Source organism: Tellurirhabdus bombi, from assembly GCF_021484805.1.
GTDB lineage: Bacteria > Bacteroidota > Bacteroidia > Cytophagales > Spirosomataceae > Tellurirhabdus > Tellurirhabdus bombi.
This window is the reverse complement of sequence record NZ_CP090557.1, coordinates 28,623-51,954: the sequence shown is the minus strand read 5'-3', so window position 1 is coordinate 51,954 and position 23,332 is coordinate 28,623. Positions and strand designations below refer to the sequence as shown.

Here is a 23,332-nt window from a genome sequence, read left to right as displayed (position 1 = left end):
CCATGACAACCAAAGAAACTACCTTTAGGCAAGGCGGTCGGCAAGTCTATTTCCGGCACCCTTTGCCCTTATTTCGCTTTTTTTTCGGGACCTGGCTGGTTGGCCTTAGCGGGCTGCTACTCAGTTGCAGCTCTGCATCGACGCTAACGGAGCAATCGGAAACGGCGGCCACTTCTAAAGATTACTTCGCGGAAAAAACGGCGGTTCGGTACGCGAAAGGTTTCCGAATCAAGTATTTCAACAATTACAAGCTGGTCGAAATCATGAACCCGTTCGAGCAAAAAGCGGATACAATTCGCTACGTGCTGGTGCAACGGGGAACGCCGCATCCAGACGGTTACGCCAAAAGCCAGATCATTGAAATTCCGCTGCGGAGCTTGGTGGCCATGTCGTCCATGCACGTCGGACTAGTTGGTTTTCTGGAGGCGGAGGATATTCTGGTTGGGTTGGGTAATCTGAAATACGTATCGTCTTCCAAGGTGATTCAGCGGATTGAGGCCAAAAAAGTGGTTGAGGTGGGTAAGGACCAAACCATTGACGAAGAGCGGTTGATTACCATGCACCCCGATTTGCTGATGGCGGTGGGTAGCCCGGTTTCCCGCATGGACCGCTACCGCACGCTGACGGACGCGGGGGTGCCGGTGCTGATCAACTCCGAGTGGGTGGAAACAACGCCGTTGGGTCGGGCCGAGTGGGTGAAGCTGATGGCCGCGCTGCTGAATCAGGAAAAAGCAGTTAATCAAAAGTTTGGTGCCCTTGAAAAAGAGTACAACCGACTGGTCAAACTAACCCGAAATATAGCCCGAAAACCGACCATTATTAGCGGTATGAATTCAAAAGATGCGTGGTTTGTGCCTGATGGCGACAGTTACATGACCCGCTTTTTTCTGGATGCCGGGGCAACCTATCCCTGGAGCGGAACGAAAACAACGGGTAGTTTGCCCCTGAATTTCGAGGCTGTTTACCCCATCGCCCTAACCGCCGATTGCTGGCTGAACGTGGGCATCACCAACATTAATTCCAAGCAGGATATTCTGGCCAAAGATGCTCGTTATGCAGATTTCAAAGCCTTCAAAACGGGTCAGGTTTACGGATACAGCAAGCGGGTCAACGCACGGGGCTCCAACGATTTCTGGGAGTCAGGAGCGGTGAATCCCCAACTAGTGCTGGCCGATATGATCAAAATTTTACATCCCGATCTCCTGCCCAAACACGAGTTGGTGTATTACAAGCAAATACTATAATGGACAACTCGGCGACCGAAATACAGCATTCTTGGTGGCTCCGGCGTCGATTGATGATTGGGGTGCTGGTTGTGCTGGCGGTCTTCTTTTTTCTGCTGGATATTGCCCTGGGCTCCGTTTCCATCCCGCTGGGCGAAGTAACCCGCATCCTGTTTGGTCAGGAATCGGAGCAAGTTGCCTGGCTTTATATCGTTCAAAAAATCCGGCTTCCCAAGGCCATTACGGCGGTGTTGGTTGGTTGTGGGTTGTCGGTCAGTGGTTTACAGATGCAAACCCTTTTTCGGAACCCGTTGGCTGGACCGTCAGAGCTAGGCATTACGGCGGGGGCGGGGCTGGGTGTGGCGGCGGTGATGCTGGGAAGCGGGAGCAGCGCGAGCTTGTACGCCATCCGGCAGTTAGGCGTTTCGGGAAGCTGGTTGCTGGTCGTCATGGCATCGCTGGGGTCGGCGCTGGTTCTGCTGCTGGTTTTGCTCATTGCGGGCCGCTTGCGGGATAACGTCGTTTTGCTGATTGTGGGCGTCATGGTGGGCACCATTACACTGTCGGTTGTCAGCATCTGGCAATATTTTAGCCAGCCCGAACAGCTTCAGGAATATTTGATGTGGACATTTGGGTCGCTGGGTGGGGTCATTGGGTATCATTTGTCTGTATTAAGCGGCGTTGTATTAGTCGGGTTAGTATTGGCTTTTTCCTCGTCTAAAGCCCTAAATGTCTTGCTGTTGGGTGAAAACTACGCCCGGAGTATGGGCCTGACCGTCGGTCGGACGCGCTTGTTGATTCTCGCTAGTACCAGCTTATTAACAGGCAGCATTACGGCCTTCTGCGGACCCATCGGTTTTGTAGGCATTGCGGTGCCACACATTACGCGATCGCTGCTGAATACGTCGGATCATCGTGTGCTGATTCCAACGACCTGTCTGGTTGGGACGATTTTGATGCTGGTTTGCGACAGCATTGCGCAACTGCCGGGGACACAGGCCGTTTTGCCCATCAATATTGTAACGTCGATGCTGGGTGCGCCCGTGGTGATCTGGATTATTGTGAGTCGAAATAATTTACGGTCGTCTTTTTCATGAACCCATCGATGACGCTCCTAACAACCCGTAACCTCAGCATTGGCTATACCGGAAAAGAACCCCGCCTGGTTGCCGAAGGGCTAAATCTAGCGTTAAAAAGGGGCCAGTTGGTATGTCTGCTCGGTTCAAACGGATCAGGAAAATCGACCTTGATGCGAACGCTAGCCTGTATTCAACCCCCTTTATCGGGCGAAATATTCCTTGAAGAGCAACCTCTCGTTTCGCTAAACACAAACGAGTTAGCCCGAAAATTGAGTTTGGTTTTAACCGAACGAATCGAAGCGGGAAATTTATTGGTACACGAGTTGGTCGCGCTGGGTCGGACCCCACACACGGGCTGGCTTGGCACGCTTACGAAACAGGACAAAGACAAGGTGCAGGAGGCGATGGAAGCCACTGATACGCTCATCTACCAGCACCGCCGCTTGCAGCAATTGAGTGATGGCGAACGGCAAAAAGTAATGCTGGCCCGAGCCTTAGCGCAAGATACTGACCTGATTTTACTCGACGAACCAACCGCTCACCTCGATTTACCGAACCGCGTGGAAATGATGCGGCTGTTGCATCGATTGGCGCGGCAAACGGCCAAAGCTATACTGCTTTCCACCCACGAACTGGACTTGGCTTTGCAGGCCGCCGACCAGCTTTGGCTGCTTTCGGCAAAGGGTCAATTGACGGCGGGTGTACCGGAAGATTTAGTACTGAACGGAGCATTTGAAACCGCTTTTGCCAGTGACGGCTTTTACTTCGACCGCGCAACGGGTACCTTCACCATGCAACGGGCTTATACAGGCTCCAATATCTGGCTTACGGGCGAAAGCAGCCTGGTGTTCTGGACGCGCCGAGCCTTGCAGCGCGAAGGCTTCGGCCTGAGCCCAACGGCGGAGGCAAGCTGGACCATCGAAGCGGTCATCCGGCGGGGAGAACCGGTCTGGATCAGCACGCACGCTGGAAAAAAAACAGAACACACGTCCATACAGGCCTTATTGAATACCCTGCAAAACGAAAAATCTCAATCGACGAATCTAGAGGCATTATGAAGATATACACAAAAAAAGGCGATAAAGGCACGACGGGACTGTTTGGTGGTAGCCGGGTCGATAAAGACGATGTGCGCGTGGAATGCATCGGCACCCTGGACGAAGCCAATTCGACCATTGGGCTACTGCGGGTGAAGCTGGGACCGGAGCACGAATGGCAACCCAATCTGCACAAAATTCAGAAAGACCTGATGGACATGATGTCGCATCTGGCCCGACCATCGACGGCCAAGAAAGAGAACAAAAACCCGATGCCCGTTGATGGGGCCGAGTTTTGCGAAACCTGGATCGATGCACTCGAAGCGGCCATGTCGTCGCCGTCGGATTATTTTCTGCTGCCAGGCGGAAACGAGATTTCGGCTTTGTGCCACGTTGCCCGAACGCAGATGCGGCGGGGTGAGCGCCGGTTGGTATCGCTGCGTAAAACCGACGAAGTAGACGAAGCTATTCCGGCTTATATCAACCGCTTATCCGACCTGTTTTTCACGCTGGCCCGCGCTGAAATGGACAAGGCGGGGGTTGCCGAAGAAAAATGGCAATTGTTTCTGTATAAGCGCTTTAAAACAGCAGAATGATTATTTACGTTAGCGGTGGCGTCCGGAGCGGAAAAAGTCGATTTGCGCAGGAACGGGCTTTGCAACTGAGCGAGGAACCGGTTTATGTGGCAACGGCTAAAATCTGGGACGACGATTTTGCCCAGCGGGTGCAGCGCCACCAGCAAGAGCGGGGGCCGGAATGGACGACCTACGAAGCTGAGCGCGATCTGGGCCGGTTGCCGCTGGAAAACCGCGTGGTTGTGATTGACTGCGTGACACTCTGGCTTACCAACCTGTTTATGGCCGGCGAAAGCGATGTCGAGCAGACGCTGGCGGCCTTCAAAGCGGAAATCGATTTGCTTTGTCGGGTCGAGGCTACGTTCATCATAATTTCGAACGAAATAGGCATGGGCATTCACGCCGACACGGCCATCGGACGAAAATTTGCGGATTTGCAAGGCTGGGCCAACCAATACGTGGCCGCTCTGGCCGACGAAGCCATTCTGATGGTTTCCGGGCTTCCTTTGGTATTAAAAAAATAAGCGTATTCTATGTCAATTGCTATTCCAGAGACGCTTCGGCGGCAACTTCAGGACAAGATCAACAACAAAACCAAACCGCTGGGCGCCCTGGGGAAGTTGGAAAAATTGGCGTTGCAAGTGGGCCTGATCCAGCAAACGTTGAGTCCGAAGCTCATACAGCCGCACCTAGTTGTTTTTGCCGCTAGCCACGGAATTGCCCGCGACGGCGTCAGTGCCTATCCGACGGAGGTGACCCACCAGATGGTGCTGAATTTTTTGCAGGGCGGCGCCGCTATTAATGTGTTTACCCGGCAGCACGGAATGGCGCTGCAACTGGTCGATGCCGGAGTAGATCATGATTTTGCTCCTTCCGAAAACCTGATCAACGCGAAGATCAACCACGGCACGAGAAGCTTTTTGAGAGAGCCCGCCATGACCCCCGAGGAATGCCAGACCTGTCTGCAAAAAGGAGCGGAAATTGTGCAGGAAATCGCCAAAACCGGTTGCAACGTCATTGGTTTCGGGGAAATGGGCATTGGTAACACCTCGTCTGCGTCGGCGCTGATGAGTCAGCTGCTGGGTATTCCGGTGGCGGAGTGCGTGGGTCGGGGCACGGGACTTGACGAAGCGCAATTTGCGCATAAAGTGGAGGTGCTGGAACAGGCGCTGGCTTTTCATGCCTCGGCAAGCGCAGACCCGTTGACGGTCTTGCAGACCTTCGGCGGTTTTGAAATCGCGATGATGTGCGGCGCTTTTCTGGCCGCCGCCCAACAGCGGATGATTTTACTGGTCGATGGGTTTATTGCTTCGGTGGCCTTTCTGTGTGCTGGTCAGCTCGATGCTTCGGTGATGGAGTTTGCCGTTTTTTGTCACCAGTCGGACGAGAAAGGACACGCTCGTTTACTATCAGCTCTAAGCGTAGAGCCCCTGCTTCAGCTTAATATGCGGCTGGGCGAAGGAACGGGTTGCGCCGTGGCATATCCGTTGCTGCAAAGTGCCGTGGCGTTTCTAAATGAAATGGCCTCGTTTGACAGCGCGCAGGTGAGTCGCCAAAGCTAATATGAAGCACGAAATCCGGTTATTCTTCACGGCCCTGCAATTCTACACGCGCTTGCCTGTACCGGCCTGGGTGGGTTTTAGCGAGACTGCCCTGAATCAGGCAACGCGCTACTTTCCCCTGATCGGTTGGCTGGTCGCGTTGGCGGCGGGTCTGGTCTGGCTGGCGGGTTCCTACCTGATCGACAACGCTACAGGGCTGATTTTGGCAATGGTTGCGTCGATTGGGATAACCGGTGCTTTCCACGAAGATGGGTTTGCTGACGTATGCGACGGATTCGGTGGTGGCTGGACGAAGGAAAAAATTCTGGAAATCATGAAAGACAGCCGAATTGGGGCGTACGGCGTGGTCGGGCTTATTTTGCTACTGGGTTTGAAGTTTACGCTGCTGCATCACCTGTCCCGTTTTTTTGAGCCTATGGGGTTCACTTTGTTGCTGATAACGGCCCATTCGCTGAGCCGTTTTATCGCGGCAACCTTTTTATTTACGCACCCCTATGCCCGAACAACCGCCGACAGCAAGGCCAGGGCTGCAACGCAGGGTGGAACCGTTCGGACGCTGTGCATCGCGGCTGGTTTTGCGCTGGTTCCGTTGCTGGGTCTGGCGTATAGTCTCGAAAAACCGCTTTTACTTCTCGTTGTGCTGCCTTTATACGGGCTGAAAGTGTATTTGGGGCGCTATTTCACCAAATGGATTGGCGGTTATACGGGCGATTGTCTGGGTGCGACGCAACAACTGACTGAAGTCGGGTTTTATTTTTTGATGGGTGTTCTATGGAAATTTACCTGATCCGGCACACGGCTCCGTTGGTTACTCCCGGATTTATCTACGGTCGGACGGAGGTGGAATTGCGCGCTAGTTTTGATGAAGAAGCCGGAATCATACAGCAAAAATTACCGAAAAATCTGGACGTAGTTTATTCCAGTCCATCGCGACGGTGTACGCAGTTGGCTGCCTTGTTATCCACTGACTACCAAATTGATGATCGGCTTTATGAGTTTCACTTCGGCGACTGGGAAGGCCAGACCTGGGACACCATCGACCCGCGGGAAAGCCAGGCGTGGATGGATGATTTTGTGAATGTGTCTACGCCCAACGGCGAAAATATGCTGCAAATGCAGGCGCGGGTGATGGCGTTCTGGCAGGACATAACCCAGACCAGCGCTGAAAAGCTGGCAATTGTCACGCACGGGGGCGTTATTCGGTTGCTGCTCGCCGCCGACCGAAAACTGCCGCTCCGCTCAGCCTTTGACATTCAAGTGGGGTACGGGGATGTTTTTTTACTTCATCCCCGTGAATGATCAAGCTTCAATCCAGTTGATTTTCTCCTCAATGGGTTTGCGAACCGCTGGCTTTTCTTTGGCCTGGTGGTAGCCCATGTAAAAAAGTCCAAGGCATTTCTGGTTTGGTTCCAGGCCTAAAAACGCGCCCAGCTTTTCCAGATTGCCGGGTGTGCTCCAGTAAGCCCCAATACCCAAAGCCGTAGTGGTCAGCCACATATTCTGAACGGCACAGGAAACCGCCGCTACTTCTTCCCACTCCGGCACTTTCTCAGGATGCAATTCCATGTTGATGGCCAGCACGCAGGACGACTTCAGGACTTTGCTGCGCGCTCCTTCGTATTTGGCTTCGCTAAAGGTTTCGGGCGTGGTTTGCGAGCGATACTGTTCGCCCAAATAATCGGCTAGCTTATTTAATCCATCGCCGCGAAAAATCGTGAAGCGCCAGGGTTGCGTCAGGCGGTGTGTCGGCGCGTAATTGGCGTTTTCGATAATCTGCTCGATTACTTCGCGGGGAATTTCCTTTTCAATATAGTCAGGAGGGAAGATGCTTCGCCGAGTGCGGATGAGTTGGTTAATCGTTTCTACTGCGTTGTCCATAGCTATGGTGCAAAAGTTTTGAGCCACGAAAATACGATTGGCGATTTTGGGAAGCGAATTTTTACAGCAATAAGGACAAGAAAAAAGGGTTAACCAATCGAAGCGATTGATCAACCCTTTTTTGAAAACGAGCCTCCTACGGGATTCGAACCTGCGACCTACGCATTACGAATGCGTCGCTCTACCAGCTGAGCTAAGGAGGCTTCTAATGTTAGTATTTGCAGATGATACTAGATAAAACCAGCACCGTTGGCAAAAATGTGGGTGCAAACTACTGGATTAAAAATTTATAATGCAAGCATCTAACGCATTTTTGGTAATTTTGCACCATGATTTCCATTACAAACTTGTCTTATTATCTCGGCAGCCGTCCCCTGTACGAGAATGCTTCTTTGCATATCAAACCCGGTCAGAAAATTGGCTTGATTGGCTTAAACGGAACCGGAAAATCAACGCTGTTGCGGTTAATTGTAGGGGAGTATCAGCTGGATGGGGGTACCATTTCCAAAGCGGGTGATGTCTCGATTGGCTTTTTGAACCAGGATTTGCTGTCTTACCAAACAGATGATTCCATTCTGTCGGTGGCGATGCAGGCATTCGAGCGACAAAATGTACTGCAAAAAAAGATAGACGAGTTGCTGCACGAAATGGAAGTGAACTATCGGGACGAACTGGTTGACAAGCTGGGACGTGTGCAGGAAGAATTTGAGGCCTTGGATGGATACAGCATTCAGTCGAAAGCCGAGGAAATTCTGGAAGGGTTGGGCTTCCCCACCGAAGACCTGCACAAACCACTGCAAAAGTTTTCCGGGGGATGGCGGATGCGCGTGATGCTGGCAAAACTGCTGTTGCAGAAGCCATCGCTGCTGATGCTTGATGAGCCGACCAACCACTTGGACTTACCCTCAATCCAATGGGTAGAAAAATACATTCAGACCTACGAAGGAGCCGTGATTGTGGTATCGCACGACCGCGAGTTTCTGGACAATGTCATTGATACAACGGTTGAGGTTTCTGGAGCTAAGCTGAATTATTACGCCGGAAATTATTCGTTCTACGTCGAAGAAAAGTCCTTGCGCAACGAAATTCAGCAGGGTGCCTACGAGAATCAGCAGGCTAAAATCCGGCAGGCGGAGCGCTTTATTGAGCGATTCAAGGCCAAGGCAACCAAAGCCAAGCAGGCCCAAAGCCGGGTGAAAATGCTCGAAAAAATGGATGTAATCGATCCGGTGCTGGAAGAAAACGCGCGGGTTAACTTCCGCTTTAACTTCTCGACGCAGCCCGGTCGGCACATTCTGCACCTGGAGGATGTAACCAAAGCCTACGGCGAAAAGAAAATTCTGACGCACACCACGGCGCGGCTGGAACGAGGCGACAAAATTGCGCTGATTGGTGCCAACGGACGCGGAAAGTCCACCTTATTACGGATTATTGCCGGAACGGAGAACATTCAGGGCGAGCGGCGGCTAGGGCATAATGTTTCGTTTAGCTTCTACGCGCAGCACCAGTTAGAATCACTGAATGTGAACGACAACATGCTGGAGGAACTGAAATCGGCTAACCCCACTAAGTCGGAGGCAGAGTTACGCACGGTTCTGGGCTGTTTTCTCTTTTCGGGCGATGATGCATTCAAGAAAATTAAAGTCTTGTCCGGGGGTGAAAAATCGCGGGTTGCTCTAGCCAAAGTACTTCTCTCGCAGGCTAATTTTTTGCTGCTTGATGAGCCGACCAACCACTTGGACATGCAGTCGGTAAACATCCTGATTCAGGCGCTGGACCAGTATGAGGGTACGTACGTGGTTGTTTCCCACGACCGTTATTTTGTTTCGCAGATTGCCAATAAAATTTGGTACATCGAAGACGAGCAGATCAAAGAATATCCGGGCACATACGATGAGTATGAGTGGTGGATGGAAGAACGCCGACAATCGGGCGACTTGAGCACATCGGCGCCGGTTAATGGCAAGAAAAAAGAGGTTGAAAAGCCTAAAGCGCCTGTTACTGACGACGAGCGGAAGGAATGGCAGCGCGCCCTGAAAAAAGCGACGCAACAGGCCGAAGACGTTGAAAAACGCATTTCCGACTTGGAACGGCAAAAGAAGCAACTCGAGGCCGAACTTTCGCGGACAGATGTAATTGCGGATACGAAAAAATTGCAAACCAAAACGGCTGACTACGAACGGATTTCAACCCAACTGAACAAGCTTCAGGAAGAATGGGAAGAGGCCATGATGGAAGCCGAAGAATGGGAAAAAAGACTTGCTTAATAAAAAAAACCGGTGGAGACACCGGTTTTTTTATAGCCTATTGGATTAAATCGAGGTTTTGTCAACCGGCGGTTGGCTAGTTAATAATAGGTTAACGCTTTTGTGGATGTTGTTACAAATATTTTCAGCCGGTAAATCATTCGCATCCGTACCGAAAGGATCTTCAATTTCTTCCGCAATGACTTCCAAACTCGCTAGCACATAAAAGACAAAGACGCACAAGCCAACGGCGAAATACTCCATCACATAGGCGTAACCCAGCGGAATGGTGATGCAGTAAATAAAGATAAACTTCTTAATAAACGAGCTGTAAGAGAAGGGAATAGGGGTGTTGTGAATCCGTTCGCAGGCGCCGCAGATGTCCATAAATCCCTGTAACTCTACGTTGAGAACCAGCATGTGTTCGGGCAGCAGAATACCCTGGCGTTGCAGCTCACTTACCCGACCAAAAATAGCCGACGCAATCTGACCAGGTATGTGTTCTTTGCGATGGAGCTGATTTAGTTTGAATAACCGTGTCTCGGTAAATTCTTTTTCGTGAAAGTCGCCGCGCAGGTGGTTTTTTAACGCAAAGGCGAAATTTGGAATCATAGCGGCGAAGAACTCCCGGGATTCAGCGTGCTCTGGGCCAAGCAACTGATTGACTTTCAGCGCTAGATTTCGGCTGTTATTAACCAGTGATCCCCATAATTTACGGCCTTCCCACCAGCGGTCGTAAGCCGTATTAGTCCTGAATACCAGCAACATCGAAATCACAAAACCCAGCAGTGTATGAACGAGCGAAACGTTTTTTAACGGCGAATTGTCCGGGAGATGAAAGAAATCATCAATTAAGTAGACAATAAAAGCCGCGTAAACACTCAGGGCAAGTATAACAGGCATCAGGGTACGTAATGTATCTGATCGGCGTAAATTGAAGATGTGGAGTAACCACTCCTTGGTATCATGCGGTATCATAAGGTAGCTTATCGGTGGCCAATTTTACGGCTTTTTACACAATCTTCTGGTATATTTCGTTCTATTTGTACGGCCCGATTTTTACGAAATAGACTACGAATGAGAAAATTTGCCTGCCTGTTACCCGCAATCTGGCTGTGCGTACAGTCTTTATACGCGCAGAACATTGCAACGGTTGACAAAGTATACAATCCAAAAATCAAAACTGTTTTACTTGTTCCAGTAATTGGCAACAATCCTTCTGATCCGGCGCTTTCGCTGAATCCGCCCGTTATCAACACCGCCGAAGAAGTCCCACTGCTGCTTTCGTTCGATGATCTGACTGCCGACTACCGGCCTTATCGCGCTAAAGTTATTCACTGCAACTGGGATTGGCAGCGCTCGGTGCTGAATGACATCGAATTTACGTTTGAATACAACGATTATCCGATTCAGGATTATCAGCTTTCCAGCGGGACGAAGGTGCCGTATTACCACTATCGCTTCCCGGTTCCGAAGCTGAAATTGCCGGGCAATTACGTGCTGGTGGTTTATAATGAGCGAAATCCGAACGATATTATCCTGACGCGCCGGTTTAGTACGTACGCTACTCGTGTGCAAGTAGCGCCAAACATTCAGTTTTCGTCGGGTGTGCAAGAGCGGTTTACGGACCAGCAAATTGATTTTAACATCAGTTACCGGGGCTATCCATTGATTTCGCCGCAGGATGACCTGAAAATTGTGATCCGGCAAAATTACCGCGACGACCGTGTTGTGACGGGCTTGCGGCCAACCAATGTCCGGGCGTTTGATAATTTGCTGGAATACCGCCTTTTCGATTTGAAGAATACGTTTCCGGGGGGGAATGAATACCGCTTTTTTGATACCCGAACCGTTATTTCCCAGGCCAACTACATCGGCCGCATCGAACGTCGGGACGAGCGCACGATTGCTTATGTATTGCCTGACGCGGTGCGTAGCGTGGGCGCGTATGTCCTCACCGACGATTTCAACGGGCAGTACGTTATTGACCAGTTGGAAAGCCGAATTGGAGCGACTCAGGCCGATTATATTTCAACCGTTTTTACCCTTAAAGTAGACGAAATTGCGAACGCCGAGATCTATGTCAATGGGGCCTTTAACTTCTGGCAGCTCGATGCGCTCAACAAAATGACGTATTCGCCGCAGGAACGTGCCTACAAAGCGGAAATTCCCCTCAAGCAGGGCGTTTATAATTACGATTATTCCGTCAAAGGACTGGCTCCACCCGTAACCCGCTCCGGCATGACCATCGAAGGAAACGAAGCGCTGATCGAAGGAAATTATTCCGCTACGGAGAACGACTACGAAATTTTTGTCTACCACCGTCCGCCAGCCGCGCGGGCCGATCAGTTGGTAGGGTATCAGAAAGTTGGCATCAACAAGCGGAAGTAAGGTAGGGGAGCGAAAAAGTCCCGTTGAGAGTGGGTACTGGTATAAAAAAGCAAAGGCGGGTGATTAACCCGCCTTTGCTTCAAAAGTAAAAGTATCGTACTGTAGTTTATACGTTGAACCGGAAATGCATGATATCGCCATCCGCCACCACGTATTCTTTGCCTTCAACGCCCATTTTACCGGCTTCCTTAATGGCCGCTTCGGTTTTGTACTGGATATAATCCGGCAACTTGATAACTTCCGCCCGGATGAACCCGCGTTCAAAGTCCGTGTGAATCACGCCGGCTGCCTGCGGGGCTTTCCAACCCCGCTGGATGGTCCAGGCGCGAACTTCCTTCACACCCGCCGTAAAATACGTGATCAGGTTGAGGAGGCGGTAAGACGCTTTGATGAGTTTATCCAGACCTGATTCGTCCAAACCATATTCGCCCAGGAACATCTGGCGTTCTTCGGGATCTTCCATTTCGGCAATCTGGGATTCAATCGCCGCGCAAACGACAATCACCTCAGCGCCTTCGGCTTTGGCGGTCTCTTTTAACTGGTCGGAGAACTGATTTCCGTTGGGCAGGGAATTTTCGTCGACGTTCGCTACGTAAATAACCGGCTTAATGGTGAGCAGGTGCAGTTCACCAACAGCTGCCTGGCGATCTTCAGGCGAAGCCTCCACGCTACGGGCGTTTTGCCCCGCTTCCAAAGCCGTTTTGTATTTCAGCAGCACGTCTAGTTCGGCTTTCGCCTTGGCGTCGCCGCTCGACCGGACAGCTTTCTCGATCCGTTGCAGTTTTTTGTCAACCGATTCAAGATCTTTCAGTTGCAGTTCGGTATCGATGATATCTTTGTCGAAAATCGGGTTCACGCGGCCTTCAACGTGAACAATGTTTTCGTCTTCGAAACACCGGATGACGTGCACCACGGCGTCAACTTCCCGGATATTGGCTAAAAACTTGTTCCCCAGGCCCTGGCCCTGGCTGGCTCCCTTCACCAGACCGGCAATGTCGACAAACTCAATGATGGTTGGAACAACCTTTTGGGGCTTGACCAGGGTTTCGAGGGTATCCAGCCGCTCGTCTGGAACGGTGACCACCCCGACGTTGGGATCTATGGTACAGAACGGGTAGTTGGCCGCTTCGGCTTTCCCGCTCGAGATGGCATTAAATAAAGTGGATTTACCGACGTTTGGCAACCCTACGATTCCACATTGCAGACTCATGAATGGTTAAATTTGAATAAGGGAATGAGCGAATGAGCGATTTTGGCCGGGTTGCTAAGCCGCTGATTGATGGAATCATGCCTGACTTCAACCCTACTAACTATACGCATCGGCTCATTCAGAATTGTTCCGCAAAGTTCGGACATTCAGGGACGAAAAACAAAAAAGCCTCTGATGTTGATCAGAGGCGGACAAAAGAGAGAAGGTTATTGACTTAATCCCACTTAAGTTCACTGCCACCTATATCTTCTAGCTCGTCTTTCACCGTAAATTGGGCGAAGTCAAATTCAGGCATCAGATCAGCTTTGATGTATTGAATTGTCTCCTGAAGAGCATCTGCGAACTTATCGAAATCTTCTTTGTACAAAAACATTTTGTGTTTCTCATACACAAAGCCATCACCCTGCGGGTGGCGGCGGCTTTCGGTAATCGTTAGGTAATAGTCGCTTGCCCGGGTGGATTTAACGTCAAAGAAGTAGGTTCTTTTTCCAGCACGAACGCGCTTGGAAAAGATTTTTTCTTTCTCTTTTTCTTCCACAATCCTGATGGTTTAGAGTGTTTCAAACGCTAAAATAGCGGGATTAGTATAACAAGCAAAAGGAAGCGGGAAAAATATCTTTCAATCATATTTAAGACCGTTGAATGGAAAAACTGAACAAGATCAGTAGGAGAAAAGGGGCGTATACTCTTGTTCCTGAACTTTATCCTGTTATATTTGCAATAAGGGAATTGTGTTTTTCCTATGCGGAGGTGGCGTAAGTGTCTAACGTTCACCTCTTTTTTATTGTTCAACCAAACCAGCCCTGTATGAGTTTAATCATGTCCCTGATGTTGCTTTTCAACAGCATCCAACCGACGGAGATCCACAAGGGTCTCATACAGCGAGGCAAGGCCTCTTTCTACTCCAAGAAGTTCAATGGCCGTAAAACCGCCTATGGTGAGCGCATCAAACCTACCGACTTAACCGCTGCTCACCGCTCTCTACCGCATAATACCATGGTAGAAGTAACCAATCTAGATAATCACAAGTCTGTCGTTGTACGTATTAATGATCGCGGCCCGCATACGAAAGGCCGGATTATTGACTTGGGATATTCAGCCGCTAAAACCCTGGGAATGATCCAGCGCGGTGTTGCAAATGTAGCCATCCGTGTTGTCGGAGCCGACCGTTTTGCCAAGGCAGACTCCGCGCAGCAAGACTCTCTCTATTTGGCTAGTTCTCAATTGATGTTGCAAACAGCAGAGCCTGTTGGCAACAATTAAACGCAGTATGCGTTCTTAACCCAGACATGAGGTGACAGACACTTCAGCCTCATGTCTGATTTTTTTCGCCGGGGCTTTATGAAAAATCAGGTTGATTTACGGAAAATCAGAGAATTTGGTAGCGTCGAATTTCTGGCCCGTCAGTTGGTTGAAGGGTTCATTACCGGGCTGCATAAATCGCCATTCCACGGCTTTTCGGTCGAGTTTGCCGAACACCGGCTGTACAACACGGGCGAAAGTACCCGCCACATCGACTGGAAAGTATACGCCAAGTCGGAAAAAGTATTCGTCAAACGCTACGAAGAAGAAACCAACCTCCGCTGCCACTTATTAATCGACACATCGTCAACGATGTATTACCCCGATCTGGGAAAAGGCACCTACGGCAAAATTACGTTTAGTGTGATGGCTGCTGCCTGTGTGGCTTATTTGCTCCAACGTCAGAAGGATGCCGTTAGCCTTTGCACCTTCTCGGAAGATATCGAGCTTCAAACACCGGTCAAATCGACGCCCTCGCACGTTCACAAAATGTTCATTCAACTGAATGACCTGTTGGAACAGCCACCGCAGCCTAAAAAAACATCAGCCGCGTCGGTGATTCACCAATTAGCCGAAAAAATTAATAAGCGTTCGCTGGTGGTGATTTTTAGCGATATGTTTGAAAATGTCTCAGAGGCTGAGCACCTGTTTTCGGCGCTTCAGCATTTGCGGCACAACCTGCACGAGGTCTTGCTATTTCATGTCACGGATAAAAAAACCGAGCAGGATTTCTCCTTCGACGAGCGCCCGTATGAATTCATCGACCTGGAAACCGGCGAAAAAGTAAAAGTACAGCCTAATCAGGTGCGCGACTCCTACCAGCAGGCCATTCAAAACTTTTACCAGGAACTGAAACTGCGCTGTGGCCAGTACCGCATTGACTTCATTGAGGCCGATATTGCGCAGGGCTTCGATCAGATCCTGTCGGCGTATCTGGTGAAACGAGGCAAAATGAAATAATTTCGTGCCTTTATTGTAACGAGATATGATTCATGCGTCGTTTAGTCGGTTATTTATAAAATAATCAACAATCTTTTCGAAAAGTAGTTTGTGCTAGTGTAAGCTCTCGAGTTCCACTTAAAACTTTTATTAGTATGCACAAATTATTCCAGCGTTATGCACTGGCTTCCACAGTTGTGGTTGCGGCCTTTTTTGCTTCTTGTAGCCGTCCTTATGCCACTTATCAGCGTATGCCAGTTGAGCGGTTCTCCGCGGAAACTCCCAAGCCAGCTACGCAGCCCGTTGTTGCTGAAGCGGTAACGGCTCCCGTCGAAAAAGTAGAAGAGCCTACGCTCGTTGCTGCGGCTGCTCCTGTCGTTAAGACACAGGACATCCAGCAACTGAACGACGCTATTGCCAAAAATAGCGCCGCGTTGGAAGACAAGCGGGTTCAAAAGCGCATGGCTCGTGTGCAAGAGTTACTGACTTCTGCCGCTGCCAAAAGCAACGTAGCCGCTGCTCCGGCTGCTCCTAAAAAAATGAACATGGTTGAGCGGATGATGCTTAAGCGGCTCGACAAAAAGATTCAGAAGCACCTGGCTCCTGAGTCGCCACAAAAGCCAATGCTCAATTCTGGGCTGCTAGCCGCTGGTGCCGTTTTCGTCATTGTCGGTTTATTGTTAACCTTGTTTGCCACAGGAACTGCGGCAACTGTTGGGGTTGTAGGCTTGATTGTCGGGGCAATTATCCTCTTGATAGGCCTTATTTAAAAACATTTTCTCTCTAAAAGCGAGGGCCGGAAAACTCCGGCCCTCGCTTTTATTTTTTAGTACTTGCGGCACTGCCCGCTTTGGCTGTTGGGGTAGGTGCCTTTGGCTTGGCGGGCTGCTGCCGCTGCATAAACTGGAAGTAACTTTCCAGCTCTTCAACGGGTAGACGACGCGCCAGAATTTTTTTGTTTTTGTCCAGAAAATAGACTGTTGGGGTTGAATAAACGTCGTATTTCTGTTCAAAATTGATGCCGGAGCTAGGGCCATACACATGAACCATGCCCTGTAATTTCTGCTCCCGAACAAATTGCCGCCACTTCTCGGGGGTGTTGTTGATCGCTACGGCATATACCTGCATGCCTTTGGCGCGGTGATCTTCAAAAAATTTCTTCAGCTTGGGCGCCGATTCCTTGCAGTGTCCACAATCGGGGTCGTACATAAAAGCAACCACATACTCGCCTTTAACGCTGTGCAGAGCCTGGGGACGGCCCAGGGAATCCTGGGCGCTCATGTTCGGAATGATTTTTCCGGCCAGTAGAGGCTTCAGGATCTGTGCCCGTTTGCGAATGCTGCTCAGCGATGCCGTGTCCGAAAGCGGCATGACACCCGTCAGGTAATATTTCTCCGCCATGTGCACGAAAACGCCGTCCAGTCCAATCACTTTCGACTGCTCGTATTGATTGGTAATGTACCAAATCGTGTACGAAAGCATCTCTTTATTTGCCTTGGCCCGACCAACCAGGTAATCCGCTTCTTTGATCAGTGAATCGACCGTTTGCACGGTTAGTTCTTTCAGGTAACGATCCAGTTTTTGTTGGACAAAGGGAGAGCGGAGCAAGCGTTCGTCCGAGAAATCAAATCCGTCGAAAAAGTGCGATTTGTAGTAATTAAACACAAAAAGCGAGTCGGGGCGGCCATTGGCAAGCTTTGGCGCCGGTGGAACCTCGGGTTCGGCAACCGCTTGCAGCAATTTCACCGTCAGAGACTTGGGGTTTTTCTTAATAAAATCCGTGCGGTAAGTGTTAGACTCTTTCTGAAGGGCGGCAATCTGTGTCTGATTATTTGCTCCGTTCTGATTCCGAATGGCCGTAATTTGCTTATATTGCTTTTGCAGAAATTTCTGATAATCGTAGAAAAGAGCGCTTTCGCCGGGAGCTGCAAACTTGATTGTTCCAACGATGTCGGCTGTGTCGGCTTCAAACGAGAAATTCTGCTCACCAATAACCAACTGCATCACGGGCTTGGCGTCAACCACAATCATGTAAAGACCTTCCGGCAATGTGTTGGCTCCATCGAACAGGAGGCGTCCTTCGGCATCCGACTGGGCCGTGTCGCGTGGGATGTACTGCGTAGGGCCAAAGTAATTCGCCAGGTAAGCGGTCTTATTGGAGAGTCCTTTCAGATGGGCACTAATGCGGTGACTGGCGGCAGGAGCCTGCGCCATCGTCAAGGCGGAGTAACCGATAAAGAAGACTGTTAAACAAATTCGATGAAAGTTTGACATCCTGACTAGTTGATGTAAGATTTTACGTACAAATTTACCCTTTTTAAACGATAGAATTCCCGATTACTGCATTTCTCATGTTCTTCTTTTTGTCTAAAGTTCTGTATTACATCATCATGCCCGCTGGGCTGCTAACCATTACCTTACTGGCTGCGTTGTTGGTGAAGAATCCGCGGTATCGCCGCCGCTGGCTACAGCTTGGGATTGGACTCTGGTTTTTATTGGGGAATGGATTTCTGAGTAATGAAATTGCCCTGTGGTGGGAGGTGCCGCCCACCACGCTGGCGAAGACCACAAAGCCTCGAATTGGTATTGTGCTGACGGGAGGAATTATGCGCTCGGATATTAAACCGTTCAACCGGATTTTTTTAGCCGATCACGCCGATCGGATGGGGCAGGCGCTCTTGTTGTACAAAGCGGGACTAATCCAGAAAATCCTGATTAGCGGCGGCGGAGATCCAATTATTCCGCGTGAGATCGCTAATGAGGGAAAATTAACCGCGCAATTTCTACAGGCAGGCGGCATTCCGGCGAATGCCATTATTCTGGAGAATAAATCCCTGAATACCTACGAAAATGCCCGTTTTACAGCGGCAATTCTCCGTCAAAAGTTCTCTGATAATGAATATGTTCTGATCACGTCCGCCTTTCATATGCAACGAGCGGTGGCTTGTTTTCAGAAACAGCAAATCCAGGTTGTACCTTACTCCGCCGATATAATGGGCCAACAGCGGCTTTATACGCCGGATAACCTTATTCTACCTTCTGAAGGGGCCTTCCGGGACAGCTACCAGCTCTTACGTGAGCTAGTCGGGTACGTCGTTTACAAGCTAATGGGCTACGCCTGAGCTATACGCTCAGGATACGCACCATCCGCAGCATGTCCTCACTGATTGGTTTGGGCAAACGAATGGTATCGCGGAAAGGCGTGTAAACCAACTCGTTGTTGACGACGCCCGCCATTACGTTCTTTTCCCCATTCATCAAGCCTTCCAGCGCGCCCAGACCAAGCCGGCTCGCCAGAATGCGGTCATAGGCCGTAGGAACACCACCCCGCTGGATGTGTCCGAGCGTCGTTACCCGCATATCGACTCCTGAGCCAACGTGCAAACGGATTTTTTCCGCAACCTCGGCGGCGTTTCCTTCTTCGTCGCCTTCGGCCACAATGATGATCGACGAAGACTTGGAGCGGCTCCAGCCTTGTTTGAGCGTTTCAATAACTTCGGGAATGGGAGTTAGTACTTCCGGAACCATCACCATCTCAGCGCCCCCGGCAATACCGGACTGAATTGCGATGTAACCGGAGTCGCGGCCCATTACCTCGATGAAAAATACGCGGTCGTGGGAATCGGCTGTATCCCGAATTTTGTCGATGGCTTCCAGGGCGGTATTGACGGCGGTATCGAAGCCAATGGTGTGATCGGTTCCGTACAGGTCATTGTCAATGGTTCCCGGCGCACCAACGGTTGGAATGCCAAATTCGTCGTAGAAAATGGTGGCACCTGTAAACGTACCGTTTCCACCAATCGCTACCAGCCCTTCAATATTATTTTTTTGCAGTTGTTCAAATGCTTTGCGGCGACCTTCGGGTGTCATAAACTCCTTGCTTCGGGCCGATTTCAGAATCGTACCGCCCCGTTGAACAATGTTGCTAACCGAATGAGAGGTCATCTGGAAAATATCGCCGTTTATCATTCCGTTGTAGCCCCGCCGAACGCCGAACACTTCGATTCCATGGTAAACTGCCCCCCGAACAACTGCCCGGATGCAGGCATTCATACCAGGTGCGTCACCGCCGGAAGTAAAAACAGCTATACGCTTCATGATTTAATTCTATTTTAAGTTCAGGATATACAAAAGAAGAATCGTTGGTTTCTCCTAAATGAGCCGCAAATTTATTTTCATTTTGGTATTAATCGACAAATCTCTTCAAGGAAATGGAAAATTCATCGAAGATTAATCTTTAACACGTTGCTTCCTGTGTCGGCTAAACTGCTTTTTTACGAGTGGATAAGCAAGATAAGTTAGTTTAACAGAAGCAATTCCGATTCCGGCGCCGGCTAATACGTCGCCCCAGTGGTGATGTAGATTGGCTACTCGTAAAACGCTGGTTGCCGTTGCTAAGGTATACCCGGCCACGCTAATCCAGGGACTTTTATGCCGATAAGCCTGGTGCAGCAGCTCCGCACCGGTAAATGAAATGGCAGCGTGGCCAGAAGGAAACGATTTTCGGTCTTCGCCATTCGGGCGGAGGGAGCCAACCGTTCGCTTCAGCCCTTCGGTAACGCCGCCTGCCAGCACGTTTGCCACAATCGTAACGGCAATTTCATCGCCCAGCTTGATATTGGGTTTGACGCCGGCAACCTGCAAACCTACTCGCAAAGCATACGGACTAACAACCAGATAATCGTCGAGGTGGGTGACAACATTCATGGTCTGGAAAGGCTCGCGGGTGCGGCTATCCAGCAAGGCTACACCACCACCAATCAGGACGGAAGGAATAATGAACGCCTTTAATGGAATACGGTGCTGAAGACTATTTCGTTCAAAAGCAGTCGTATCAGTGGCAATGGGTTGGGCAAACGTGCGAAGCAACGTGAGCCAGAACAGAAGAAGAAGCGGAAACTTAAGATGAATGTTTTGTAGGGACATAAATAACGTTGGTAAAAGAATCAGGTATTCAGTCGTTTACGAGCCGCTCTGATCACGATCCGGGCGTGATTCCACAAAGTGGGAACGGTGCCAAAATGCGTGGCCAGTACCTTAAAGCGATCAATGAGCGATTGGCGATGCCGCTGCACCGAGAGTCCGCCGGTCAGGTACTTACAGAGGATGAAAGGTAGATAAACAATTTTATTAGCCGCTTTCAGACAGCGAATTTCCCAGTCAATATCAGCGCTGAGATTATCGATGGGGTATTGGGGTGCTATGATTCGTCGGGCAATAAACGCCTGATGACATACTTTCATACCCATGTCCATGTCCCGCCAGGTTAGGTTTTTAGGCAAGCGATGCGGGGTTATTTCGGAGCGAAGGCCAACGGGCTGTCCTGACTCATTCACGAAAAGGGCGTCGCTGTAATACACGTCGGCCTGCTGCGTATCGATAGCCCGGAGTAGCTGTGGAATAACCTGGCTGTCGTGGACTTCATCGCCCGCGTTCAAAAACCAGACATACTCCCCCGTGGCAGCCTGCAATCCTTTGTTCATGGCATCGTACAAACCCCGGTCAGATTCAGAAATCCAGCGTTGAATGACAACTTCATATTGTCGGATAATCCCTAAGGTTCCGTCTTTCGAGGCCCCGTCGATCACCAGATATTCAACCTCTGGTCTCTGACCATTGGCCAGGATGCTTCGGATGGTCCGTTCCAGATAGCGCTCGGCGTTGTACGTGACGGTGATAATGGAAAGTTTGGGCATATCAGGCTTTAAGCAGGTTTTGGTAAAGCTCCGTAAACTCAGAAGCCATCGCTTCGTAGCTTAACCACGAATGGATGTGGCGCGCCGCATTTTGCCGCATGATGGGCAGATCGGCCTGGGTTAGGAGCCAGTGCAACCCCTGCGCCAAATCCTCGGCAGAGGCAAGCTGCGCCAGATAGCCGGTCTGCCGATGCATAATCTGCTCTGGAATCCCGCCCGTCCGAAATCCCAGAACCGGCGTACCGCAGGCCAGCGATTCGATGATGGTATTTGGAAAATTATCTTCCAACGAGGGAATGAGCAAGACGTCGGCGGCCTGATAGACAGCAATCATTTTTTCTTCCGAAGTAATCGAACCCAGGTTCGTGACGGGCAGCGGCAGGGCATTGACTATTTCTGGATTTGATTTGCCAAAAATAACAATTTCTGTGTCTGGTAATCGATCTTTCTGTAATTGCAGCGCCTCCTGGATGTAACGAAATCCCTTGCGCGGGTCCTGCGTGTTGAAGCTGCCAAACAAAAGTAGTTTTTTGTCGAGGGGCAAACCCAGTTGCCGCCGAACTACCTGCCGATCCTGCGCCGGTTGGAACCGGTTAGAATCAATGGGGTTCGGTAAGACATGCACCGGAAAGGGTTGACCAAGATGGCTAACTTTTAATGACTTAGAAAGCCATTTACTAGGGGTTACAAACGTCAGGGGTGCGTTGTGGTAAAGCTCGACCTTCTTCTCGAAGAGGCGATACGACAAGTCATGCGCTCCCGGATTGCGAAGAAAAGGGCAGTGGTGACAGTGGGTTTGGTAATGCGCACAACCCCGACTATAATGGCAACCGCCCGTAAACGCCCACATATCATGCAAGGTCCAGACAACGGGTTTACCAAGTCGGAAGAGCTTGCTCATGTCTGACAAGCCAAGAAAACCAAACTGTGTCCAGTGCAGGTGCAGAATGTCGGCCTGCTGTACCAGCGGATGGCGGCTAATGTCCGTACCGACCCGCGCTGGCGAAAAGGCAAACCGCTCGGCTTTGCTTTTTTCGTAAGGCCAGAAGCTCAGGCGATCCAGTGCAAAGCGCGCAAAGGCCATTTTTCGTTCTAGCGTTGTTTCGGCCAGTCCGGCCACGTGAGGCTCGGGACGGTCCGTTTGCGGAACCAGCATCCAGGAATTCTGACCCGCCCGCACAAGCGCTTCGTTAAGCCGTCTAGCCGCAATGCCTGCGCCACCCGATGTATGATAGGTGCTTAGTTGCAGGATATTCAGTTTTCGCGCCATGCATGGATATTTAGCTGTAAATCCATCACGGCACTACCCGGATAGCGAAAATCAATGAACGGCGAACGGCGGCGGTGCTGGTTGGTGTCCAGATAATACCGGAAACCCGCTTCCTCCAGAATCGTCATGACGGTCGCCAGCGTTTGCGGATGACCGATGTACGAATGAAATTCCACAAAAAGGTGGTTAACTCGATTGAGCACGTCGCGGCAGTCTTCCAGCACGGCGGTTTCGGCACCTTCAATGTCAATTTTTAATAAATCAATGCGAGATTCGCGGAGCAGGTAATCCCGCAATCGAACTGAAGGAACAATATTTTTGGTTTCGGTCGAAAAAATAGACGAAGAATCAGCCGCTTCGCTACCAAACGAAACGCCTTGATCGTCGGTCCAGACCGCTTTGTTCACGACTTCAACGCCCGAAATGCCGTTCGTTTGCAGGTTTTGTTGCAGGATTTTCCCAATCACCGGGTCCGCCTCAAACGTGATGATGCGGGCTTGTGGGTAACGTTCACGGAAATAAGTCACGCTCATGCCAATGTTAGCTCCGCAGTCGATGATTACAGGCTGGCTGCTGCCCGGCTTGAAATAGTAGAGTTCGTCGGTATAAATTTCTTTGTACTGCCAGACAAAAGACAGCGCGTCAGGCACTTCGAGCTGATAGCGGCTAAAGCGAACAAGCTGGCGGGAGAAGCGTTTACGACCTCCATAAACCAGCAACAGCCAAAGAAAAGTGCGGCCAGTCGGTGAAATGAGTGCCCGGAAAGCATCTTTAAACAAAAAGCGAAATAAGAGCATGGCGCAAAAGTACGGAAACCGCCGCACTTGCCCTACTGGGAAAATAGCGGTGCGGATGGCTAAAAAGTCGGCTGAATCGTAAATACGTCGCAACTCCGTTCTACCTTTGTATCCTTGCACGTTGTGT

24 protein-coding genes and 1 tRNA gene are annotated in these 23,332 nt (G+C 50.4%); 14 read left to right on the top strand and 11 right to left on the bottom strand.

Annotated features, from left to right (window positions below; translation table 11 throughout):
- The first annotated feature begins 2 nt into the window (after positions 1-2).
- The 8 genes from L0Y31_RS00260 to cobC are packed head-to-tail and all read left to right on the top strand — an operon-like array spanning position 3 to position 6,775.
- On the top strand, positions 3-1,244 hold the full coding sequence (locus L0Y31_RS00260; RefSeq protein ID WP_234735058.1) for an ABC transporter substrate-binding protein: 1,242 nt from the start codon (positions 3-5) through the stop codon (positions 1,242-1,244).
- A complete protein-coding gene (locus L0Y31_RS00255) occupies positions 1,244-2,320 on the top strand; it encodes a FecCD family ABC transporter permease (protein WP_234735057.1) in 1,077 nt (358 codons plus the stop codon). The genes L0Y31_RS00260 and L0Y31_RS00255 overlap by 1 nt, the downstream gene beginning before the upstream one ends.
- A complete protein-coding gene (locus L0Y31_RS00250) occupies positions 2,317-3,360 on the top strand; it encodes an ABC transporter ATP-binding protein (protein ID WP_234735056.1) in 1,044 nt (347 codons plus the stop codon). The genes L0Y31_RS00255 and L0Y31_RS00250 overlap by 4 nt, the downstream gene beginning before the upstream one ends.
- Complete coding sequence (locus L0Y31_RS00245) at positions 3,357-3,935, top strand: cob(I)yrinic acid a,c-diamide adenosyltransferase (protein WP_234735055.1); 579 nt, start codon at positions 3,357-3,359, stop codon at positions 3,933-3,935. The genes L0Y31_RS00250 and L0Y31_RS00245 overlap by 4 nt, the downstream gene beginning before the upstream one ends.
- Positions 3,932-4,438 carry a bifunctional adenosylcobinamide kinase/adenosylcobinamide-phosphate guanylyltransferase gene (locus tag L0Y31_RS00240; protein WP_234735054.1) on the top strand — a complete coding sequence of 169 codons (507 nt, stop codon included), beginning with the start codon at positions 3,932-3,934 and terminating at the stop codon, positions 4,436-4,438. The genes L0Y31_RS00245 and L0Y31_RS00240 overlap by 4 nt, the downstream gene beginning before the upstream one ends.
- Positions 4,439-4,447: 9 nt before the next feature.
- Entirely contained in the window at positions 4,448-5,476 is a 1,029-nt protein-coding gene (gene cobT, locus L0Y31_RS00235) for a nicotinate-nucleotide--dimethylbenzimidazole phosphoribosyltransferase (protein ID WP_234735053.1), read from the top strand.
- 1 nt (position 5,477) lies between these two features.
- Positions 5,478-6,263 (top strand): adenosylcobinamide-GDP ribazoletransferase, encoded by a 786-nt coding sequence (locus tag L0Y31_RS00230; protein WP_234735052.1) that lies wholly within the window; start codon positions 5,478-5,480, stop codon positions 6,261-6,263.
- Positions 6,248-6,775: an alpha-ribazole phosphatase gene (gene cobC, locus L0Y31_RS00225; protein ID WP_234735051.1), complete on the top strand. Its 528-nt coding sequence runs from the start codon at positions 6,248-6,250 to the stop codon at positions 6,773-6,775. The genes L0Y31_RS00230 and cobC overlap by 16 nt, the downstream gene beginning before the upstream one ends.
- Here cobC and L0Y31_RS00220 read toward each other — a convergent pair whose 3' ends face one another.
- Together L0Y31_RS00220 and L0Y31_RS00215 are read right to left on the bottom strand one after the other, a co-directional pair.
- Positions 6,776-7,354 carry a nitroreductase family protein gene (locus L0Y31_RS00220; RefSeq protein WP_234735050.1) on the bottom strand — a complete coding sequence of 193 codons (579 nt, stop codon included), beginning with the start codon at positions 7,352-7,354 and terminating at the stop codon, positions 6,776-6,778.
- A gap of 130 nt (positions 7,355-7,484) precedes the next feature.
- Positions 7,485-7,557, bottom strand: a tRNA-Thr gene (locus L0Y31_RS00215).
- Between the two features lie 126 nt (positions 7,558-7,683).
- Here L0Y31_RS00215 and L0Y31_RS00210 point away from each other — a divergent pair.
- A complete protein-coding gene (locus tag L0Y31_RS00210) occupies positions 7,684-9,621 on the top strand; it encodes an ABC-F family ATP-binding cassette domain-containing protein (protein WP_234735049.1) in 1,938 nt (645 codons plus the stop codon).
- A gap of 45 nt (positions 9,622-9,666) precedes the next feature.
- Here L0Y31_RS00210 and L0Y31_RS00205 read toward each other — a convergent pair whose 3' ends face one another.
- The gene (locus tag L0Y31_RS00205; RefSeq protein WP_234735048.1) at positions 9,667-10,578 is read right to left on the bottom strand and encodes a bestrophin family protein; all 912 of its coding nucleotides are present in this window, start codon (positions 10,576-10,578) and stop codon (positions 9,667-9,669) included.
- 99 nt (positions 10,579-10,677) lie between these two features.
- Between L0Y31_RS00205 and L0Y31_RS00200 the strand changes: the two genes are divergently transcribed.
- Positions 10,678-11,991, top strand: a complete 1,314-nt coding sequence (locus L0Y31_RS00200) for a type IX secretion system plug protein (protein ID WP_234735047.1) — start codon at positions 10,678-10,680, stop codon at positions 11,989-11,991.
- A gap of 106 nt (positions 11,992-12,097) precedes the next feature.
- Here L0Y31_RS00200 and ychF read toward each other — a convergent pair whose 3' ends face one another.
- Together ychF and L0Y31_RS00190 are read right to left on the bottom strand one after the other, a co-directional pair.
- Positions 12,098-13,201 carry a redox-regulated ATPase YchF gene (ychF, locus tag L0Y31_RS00195; RefSeq protein ID WP_234735046.1) on the bottom strand — a complete coding sequence of 368 codons (1,104 nt, stop codon included), beginning with the start codon at positions 13,199-13,201 and terminating at the stop codon, positions 12,098-12,100.
- A 214-nt stretch (positions 13,202-13,415) separates the two neighbouring features.
- A complete protein-coding gene (locus L0Y31_RS00190) occupies positions 13,416-13,739 on the bottom strand; it encodes a DUF3276 family protein (RefSeq protein WP_234735045.1) in 324 nt (107 codons plus the stop codon).
- A gap of 269 nt (positions 13,740-14,008) precedes the next feature.
- Between L0Y31_RS00190 and L0Y31_RS00185 the strand changes: the two genes are divergently transcribed.
- The 3 genes from L0Y31_RS00185 to L0Y31_RS00175 all read left to right on the top strand — a co-directional run bounded on the left by L0Y31_RS00185 (position 14,009) and on the right by L0Y31_RS00175 (position 16,212).
- A complete protein-coding gene (locus tag L0Y31_RS00185) occupies positions 14,009-14,464 on the top strand; it encodes a septal ring lytic transglycosylase RlpA family protein (protein ID WP_234735044.1) in 456 nt (151 codons plus the stop codon).
- A gap of 51 nt (positions 14,465-14,515) precedes the next feature.
- Positions 14,516-15,463 (top strand): DUF58 domain-containing protein, encoded by a 948-nt coding sequence (locus L0Y31_RS00180; RefSeq protein ID WP_407084049.1) that lies wholly within the window; start codon positions 14,516-14,518, stop codon positions 15,461-15,463.
- 134 nt (positions 15,464-15,597) lie between these two features.
- On the top strand, positions 15,598-16,212 hold the full coding sequence (locus tag L0Y31_RS00175) for a hypothetical protein (protein ID WP_234735043.1): 615 nt from the start codon (positions 15,598-15,600) through the stop codon (positions 16,210-16,212).
- 49 nt (positions 16,213-16,261) lie between these two features.
- Here the strand turns inward: L0Y31_RS00175 and L0Y31_RS00170 are convergent, their stop codons facing one another.
- Positions 16,262-17,716, bottom strand: a complete 1,455-nt coding sequence (locus L0Y31_RS00170; protein ID WP_234735042.1) for a redoxin domain-containing protein — start codon at positions 17,714-17,716, stop codon at positions 16,262-16,264.
- Between the two features lie 77 nt (positions 17,717-17,793).
- Between L0Y31_RS00170 and L0Y31_RS00165 the strand changes: the two genes are divergently transcribed.
- Positions 17,794-18,564, top strand: coding sequence for a YdcF family protein (locus L0Y31_RS00165; RefSeq protein WP_234735041.1), 771 nt, complete (start codon positions 17,794-17,796; stop codon positions 18,562-18,564).
- A gap of 1 nt (position 18,565) precedes the next feature.
- Here the strand turns inward: L0Y31_RS00165 and pfkA are convergent, their stop codons facing one another.
- The 5 genes from pfkA to L0Y31_RS00140 all read right to left on the bottom strand — a co-directional run bounded on the left by pfkA (position 18,566) and on the right by L0Y31_RS00140 (position 23,325).
- Positions 18,566-19,540, bottom strand: coding sequence for a 6-phosphofructokinase (gene pfkA, locus L0Y31_RS00160; protein ID WP_234735040.1), 975 nt, complete (start codon positions 19,538-19,540; stop codon positions 18,566-18,568).
- Positions 19,541-19,672: 132 nt separating this feature from the next.
- On the bottom strand, positions 19,673-20,368 hold the full coding sequence (locus L0Y31_RS00155) for a phosphatase PAP2 family protein (protein ID WP_234735039.1): 696 nt from the start codon (positions 20,366-20,368) through the stop codon (positions 19,673-19,675).
- 20 nt (positions 20,369-20,388) lie between these two features.
- On the bottom strand, positions 20,389-21,138 hold the full coding sequence (locus L0Y31_RS00150) for a glycosyltransferase family 2 protein (protein ID WP_234735038.1): 750 nt from the start codon (positions 21,136-21,138) through the stop codon (positions 20,389-20,391).
- A gap of 1 nt (position 21,139) precedes the next feature.
- On the bottom strand, positions 21,140-22,408 hold the full coding sequence (locus L0Y31_RS00145) for a glycosyltransferase family 4 protein (protein ID WP_234735037.1): 1,269 nt from the start codon (positions 22,406-22,408) through the stop codon (positions 21,140-21,142).
- Entirely contained in the window at positions 22,393-23,325 is a 933-nt protein-coding gene (locus L0Y31_RS00140) for an FkbM family methyltransferase (RefSeq protein WP_310587122.1), read from the bottom strand. The genes L0Y31_RS00145 and L0Y31_RS00140 overlap by 16 nt, the downstream gene beginning before the upstream one ends.
- Positions 23,326-23,332: the final 7 nt, after the last annotated feature.

Bases quoted from the DNA above. Each gene is read 5' to 3' on its own strand.
- L0Y31_RS00245 (WP_234735055.1), top strand. From the start codon at position 3,357: ATGAAGATATACACAAAAAAAGGCGATAAAGGCACGACGGGACTGTTT.
- L0Y31_RS00255 (WP_234735057.1), top strand. From the start codon at position 1,244: ATGGACAACTCGGCGACCGAAATACAGCATTCTTGGTGGCTCCGGCGT.
- L0Y31_RS00180 (WP_407084049.1), top strand. From the start codon at position 14,516: ATGTCTGATTTTTTTCGCCGGGGCTTTATGAAAAATCAGGTTGATTTA.
- L0Y31_RS00220 (WP_234735050.1), bottom strand. From the start codon at position 7,354: ATGGACAACGCAGTAGAAACGATTAACCAACTCATCCGCACTCGGCGA.
- ychF (WP_234735046.1), bottom strand. From the start codon at position 13,201: ATGAGTCTGCAATGTGGAATCGTAGGGTTGCCAAACGTCGGTAAATCC.
- L0Y31_RS00155 (WP_234735039.1), bottom strand. From the start codon at position 20,368: ATGTCCCTACAAAACATTCATCTTAAGTTTCCGCTTCTTCTTCTGTTC.
- L0Y31_RS00205 (WP_234735048.1), bottom strand. From the start codon at position 10,578: ATGATACCGCATGATACCAAGGAGTGGTTACTCCACATCTTCAATTTA.
- L0Y31_RS00260 (WP_234735058.1), top strand. From the start codon at position 3: ATGACAACCAAAGAAACTACCTTTAGGCAAGGCGGTCGGCAAGTCTAT.
- L0Y31_RS00145 (WP_234735037.1), bottom strand. From the start codon at position 22,408: ATGGCGCGAAAACTGAATATCCTGCAACTAAGCACCTATCATACATCG.
- L0Y31_RS00185 (WP_234735044.1), top strand. From the start codon at position 14,009: ATGAGTTTAATCATGTCCCTGATGTTGCTTTTCAACAGCATCCAACCG.
- L0Y31_RS00250 (WP_234735056.1), top strand. From the start codon at position 2,317: ATGAACCCATCGATGACGCTCCTAACAACCCGTAACCTCAGCATTGGC.
- L0Y31_RS00165 (WP_234735041.1), top strand. From the start codon at position 17,794: ATGTTCTTCTTTTTGTCTAAAGTTCTGTATTACATCATCATGCCCGCT.
- L0Y31_RS00170 (WP_234735042.1), bottom strand. From the start codon at position 17,716: ATGTCAAACTTTCATCGAATTTGTTTAACAGTCTTCTTTATCGGTTAC.
- L0Y31_RS00175 (WP_234735043.1), top strand. From the start codon at position 15,598: ATGCACAAATTATTCCAGCGTTATGCACTGGCTTCCACAGTTGTGGTT.
- L0Y31_RS00240 (WP_234735054.1), top strand. From the start codon at position 3,932: ATGATTATTTACGTTAGCGGTGGCGTCCGGAGCGGAAAAAGTCGATTT.
- cobT (WP_234735053.1), top strand. From the start codon at position 4,448: ATGTCAATTGCTATTCCAGAGACGCTTCGGCGGCAACTTCAGGACAAG.
- L0Y31_RS00210 (WP_234735049.1), top strand. From the start codon at position 7,684: ATGATTTCCATTACAAACTTGTCTTATTATCTCGGCAGCCGTCCCCTG.
- pfkA (WP_234735040.1), bottom strand. From the start codon at position 19,540: ATGAAGCGTATAGCTGTTTTTACTTCCGGCGGTGACGCACCTGGTATG.
- cobC (WP_234735051.1), top strand. From the start codon at position 6,248: ATGGAAATTTACCTGATCCGGCACACGGCTCCGTTGGTTACTCCCGGA.
- L0Y31_RS00200 (WP_234735047.1), top strand. From the start codon at position 10,678: ATGAGAAAATTTGCCTGCCTGTTACCCGCAATCTGGCTGTGCGTACAG.
- L0Y31_RS00150 (WP_234735038.1), bottom strand. From the start codon at position 21,138: ATGCCCAAACTTTCCATTATCACCGTCACGTACAACGCCGAGCGCTAT.
- L0Y31_RS00230 (WP_234735052.1), top strand. From the start codon at position 5,478: ATGAAGCACGAAATCCGGTTATTCTTCACGGCCCTGCAATTCTACACG.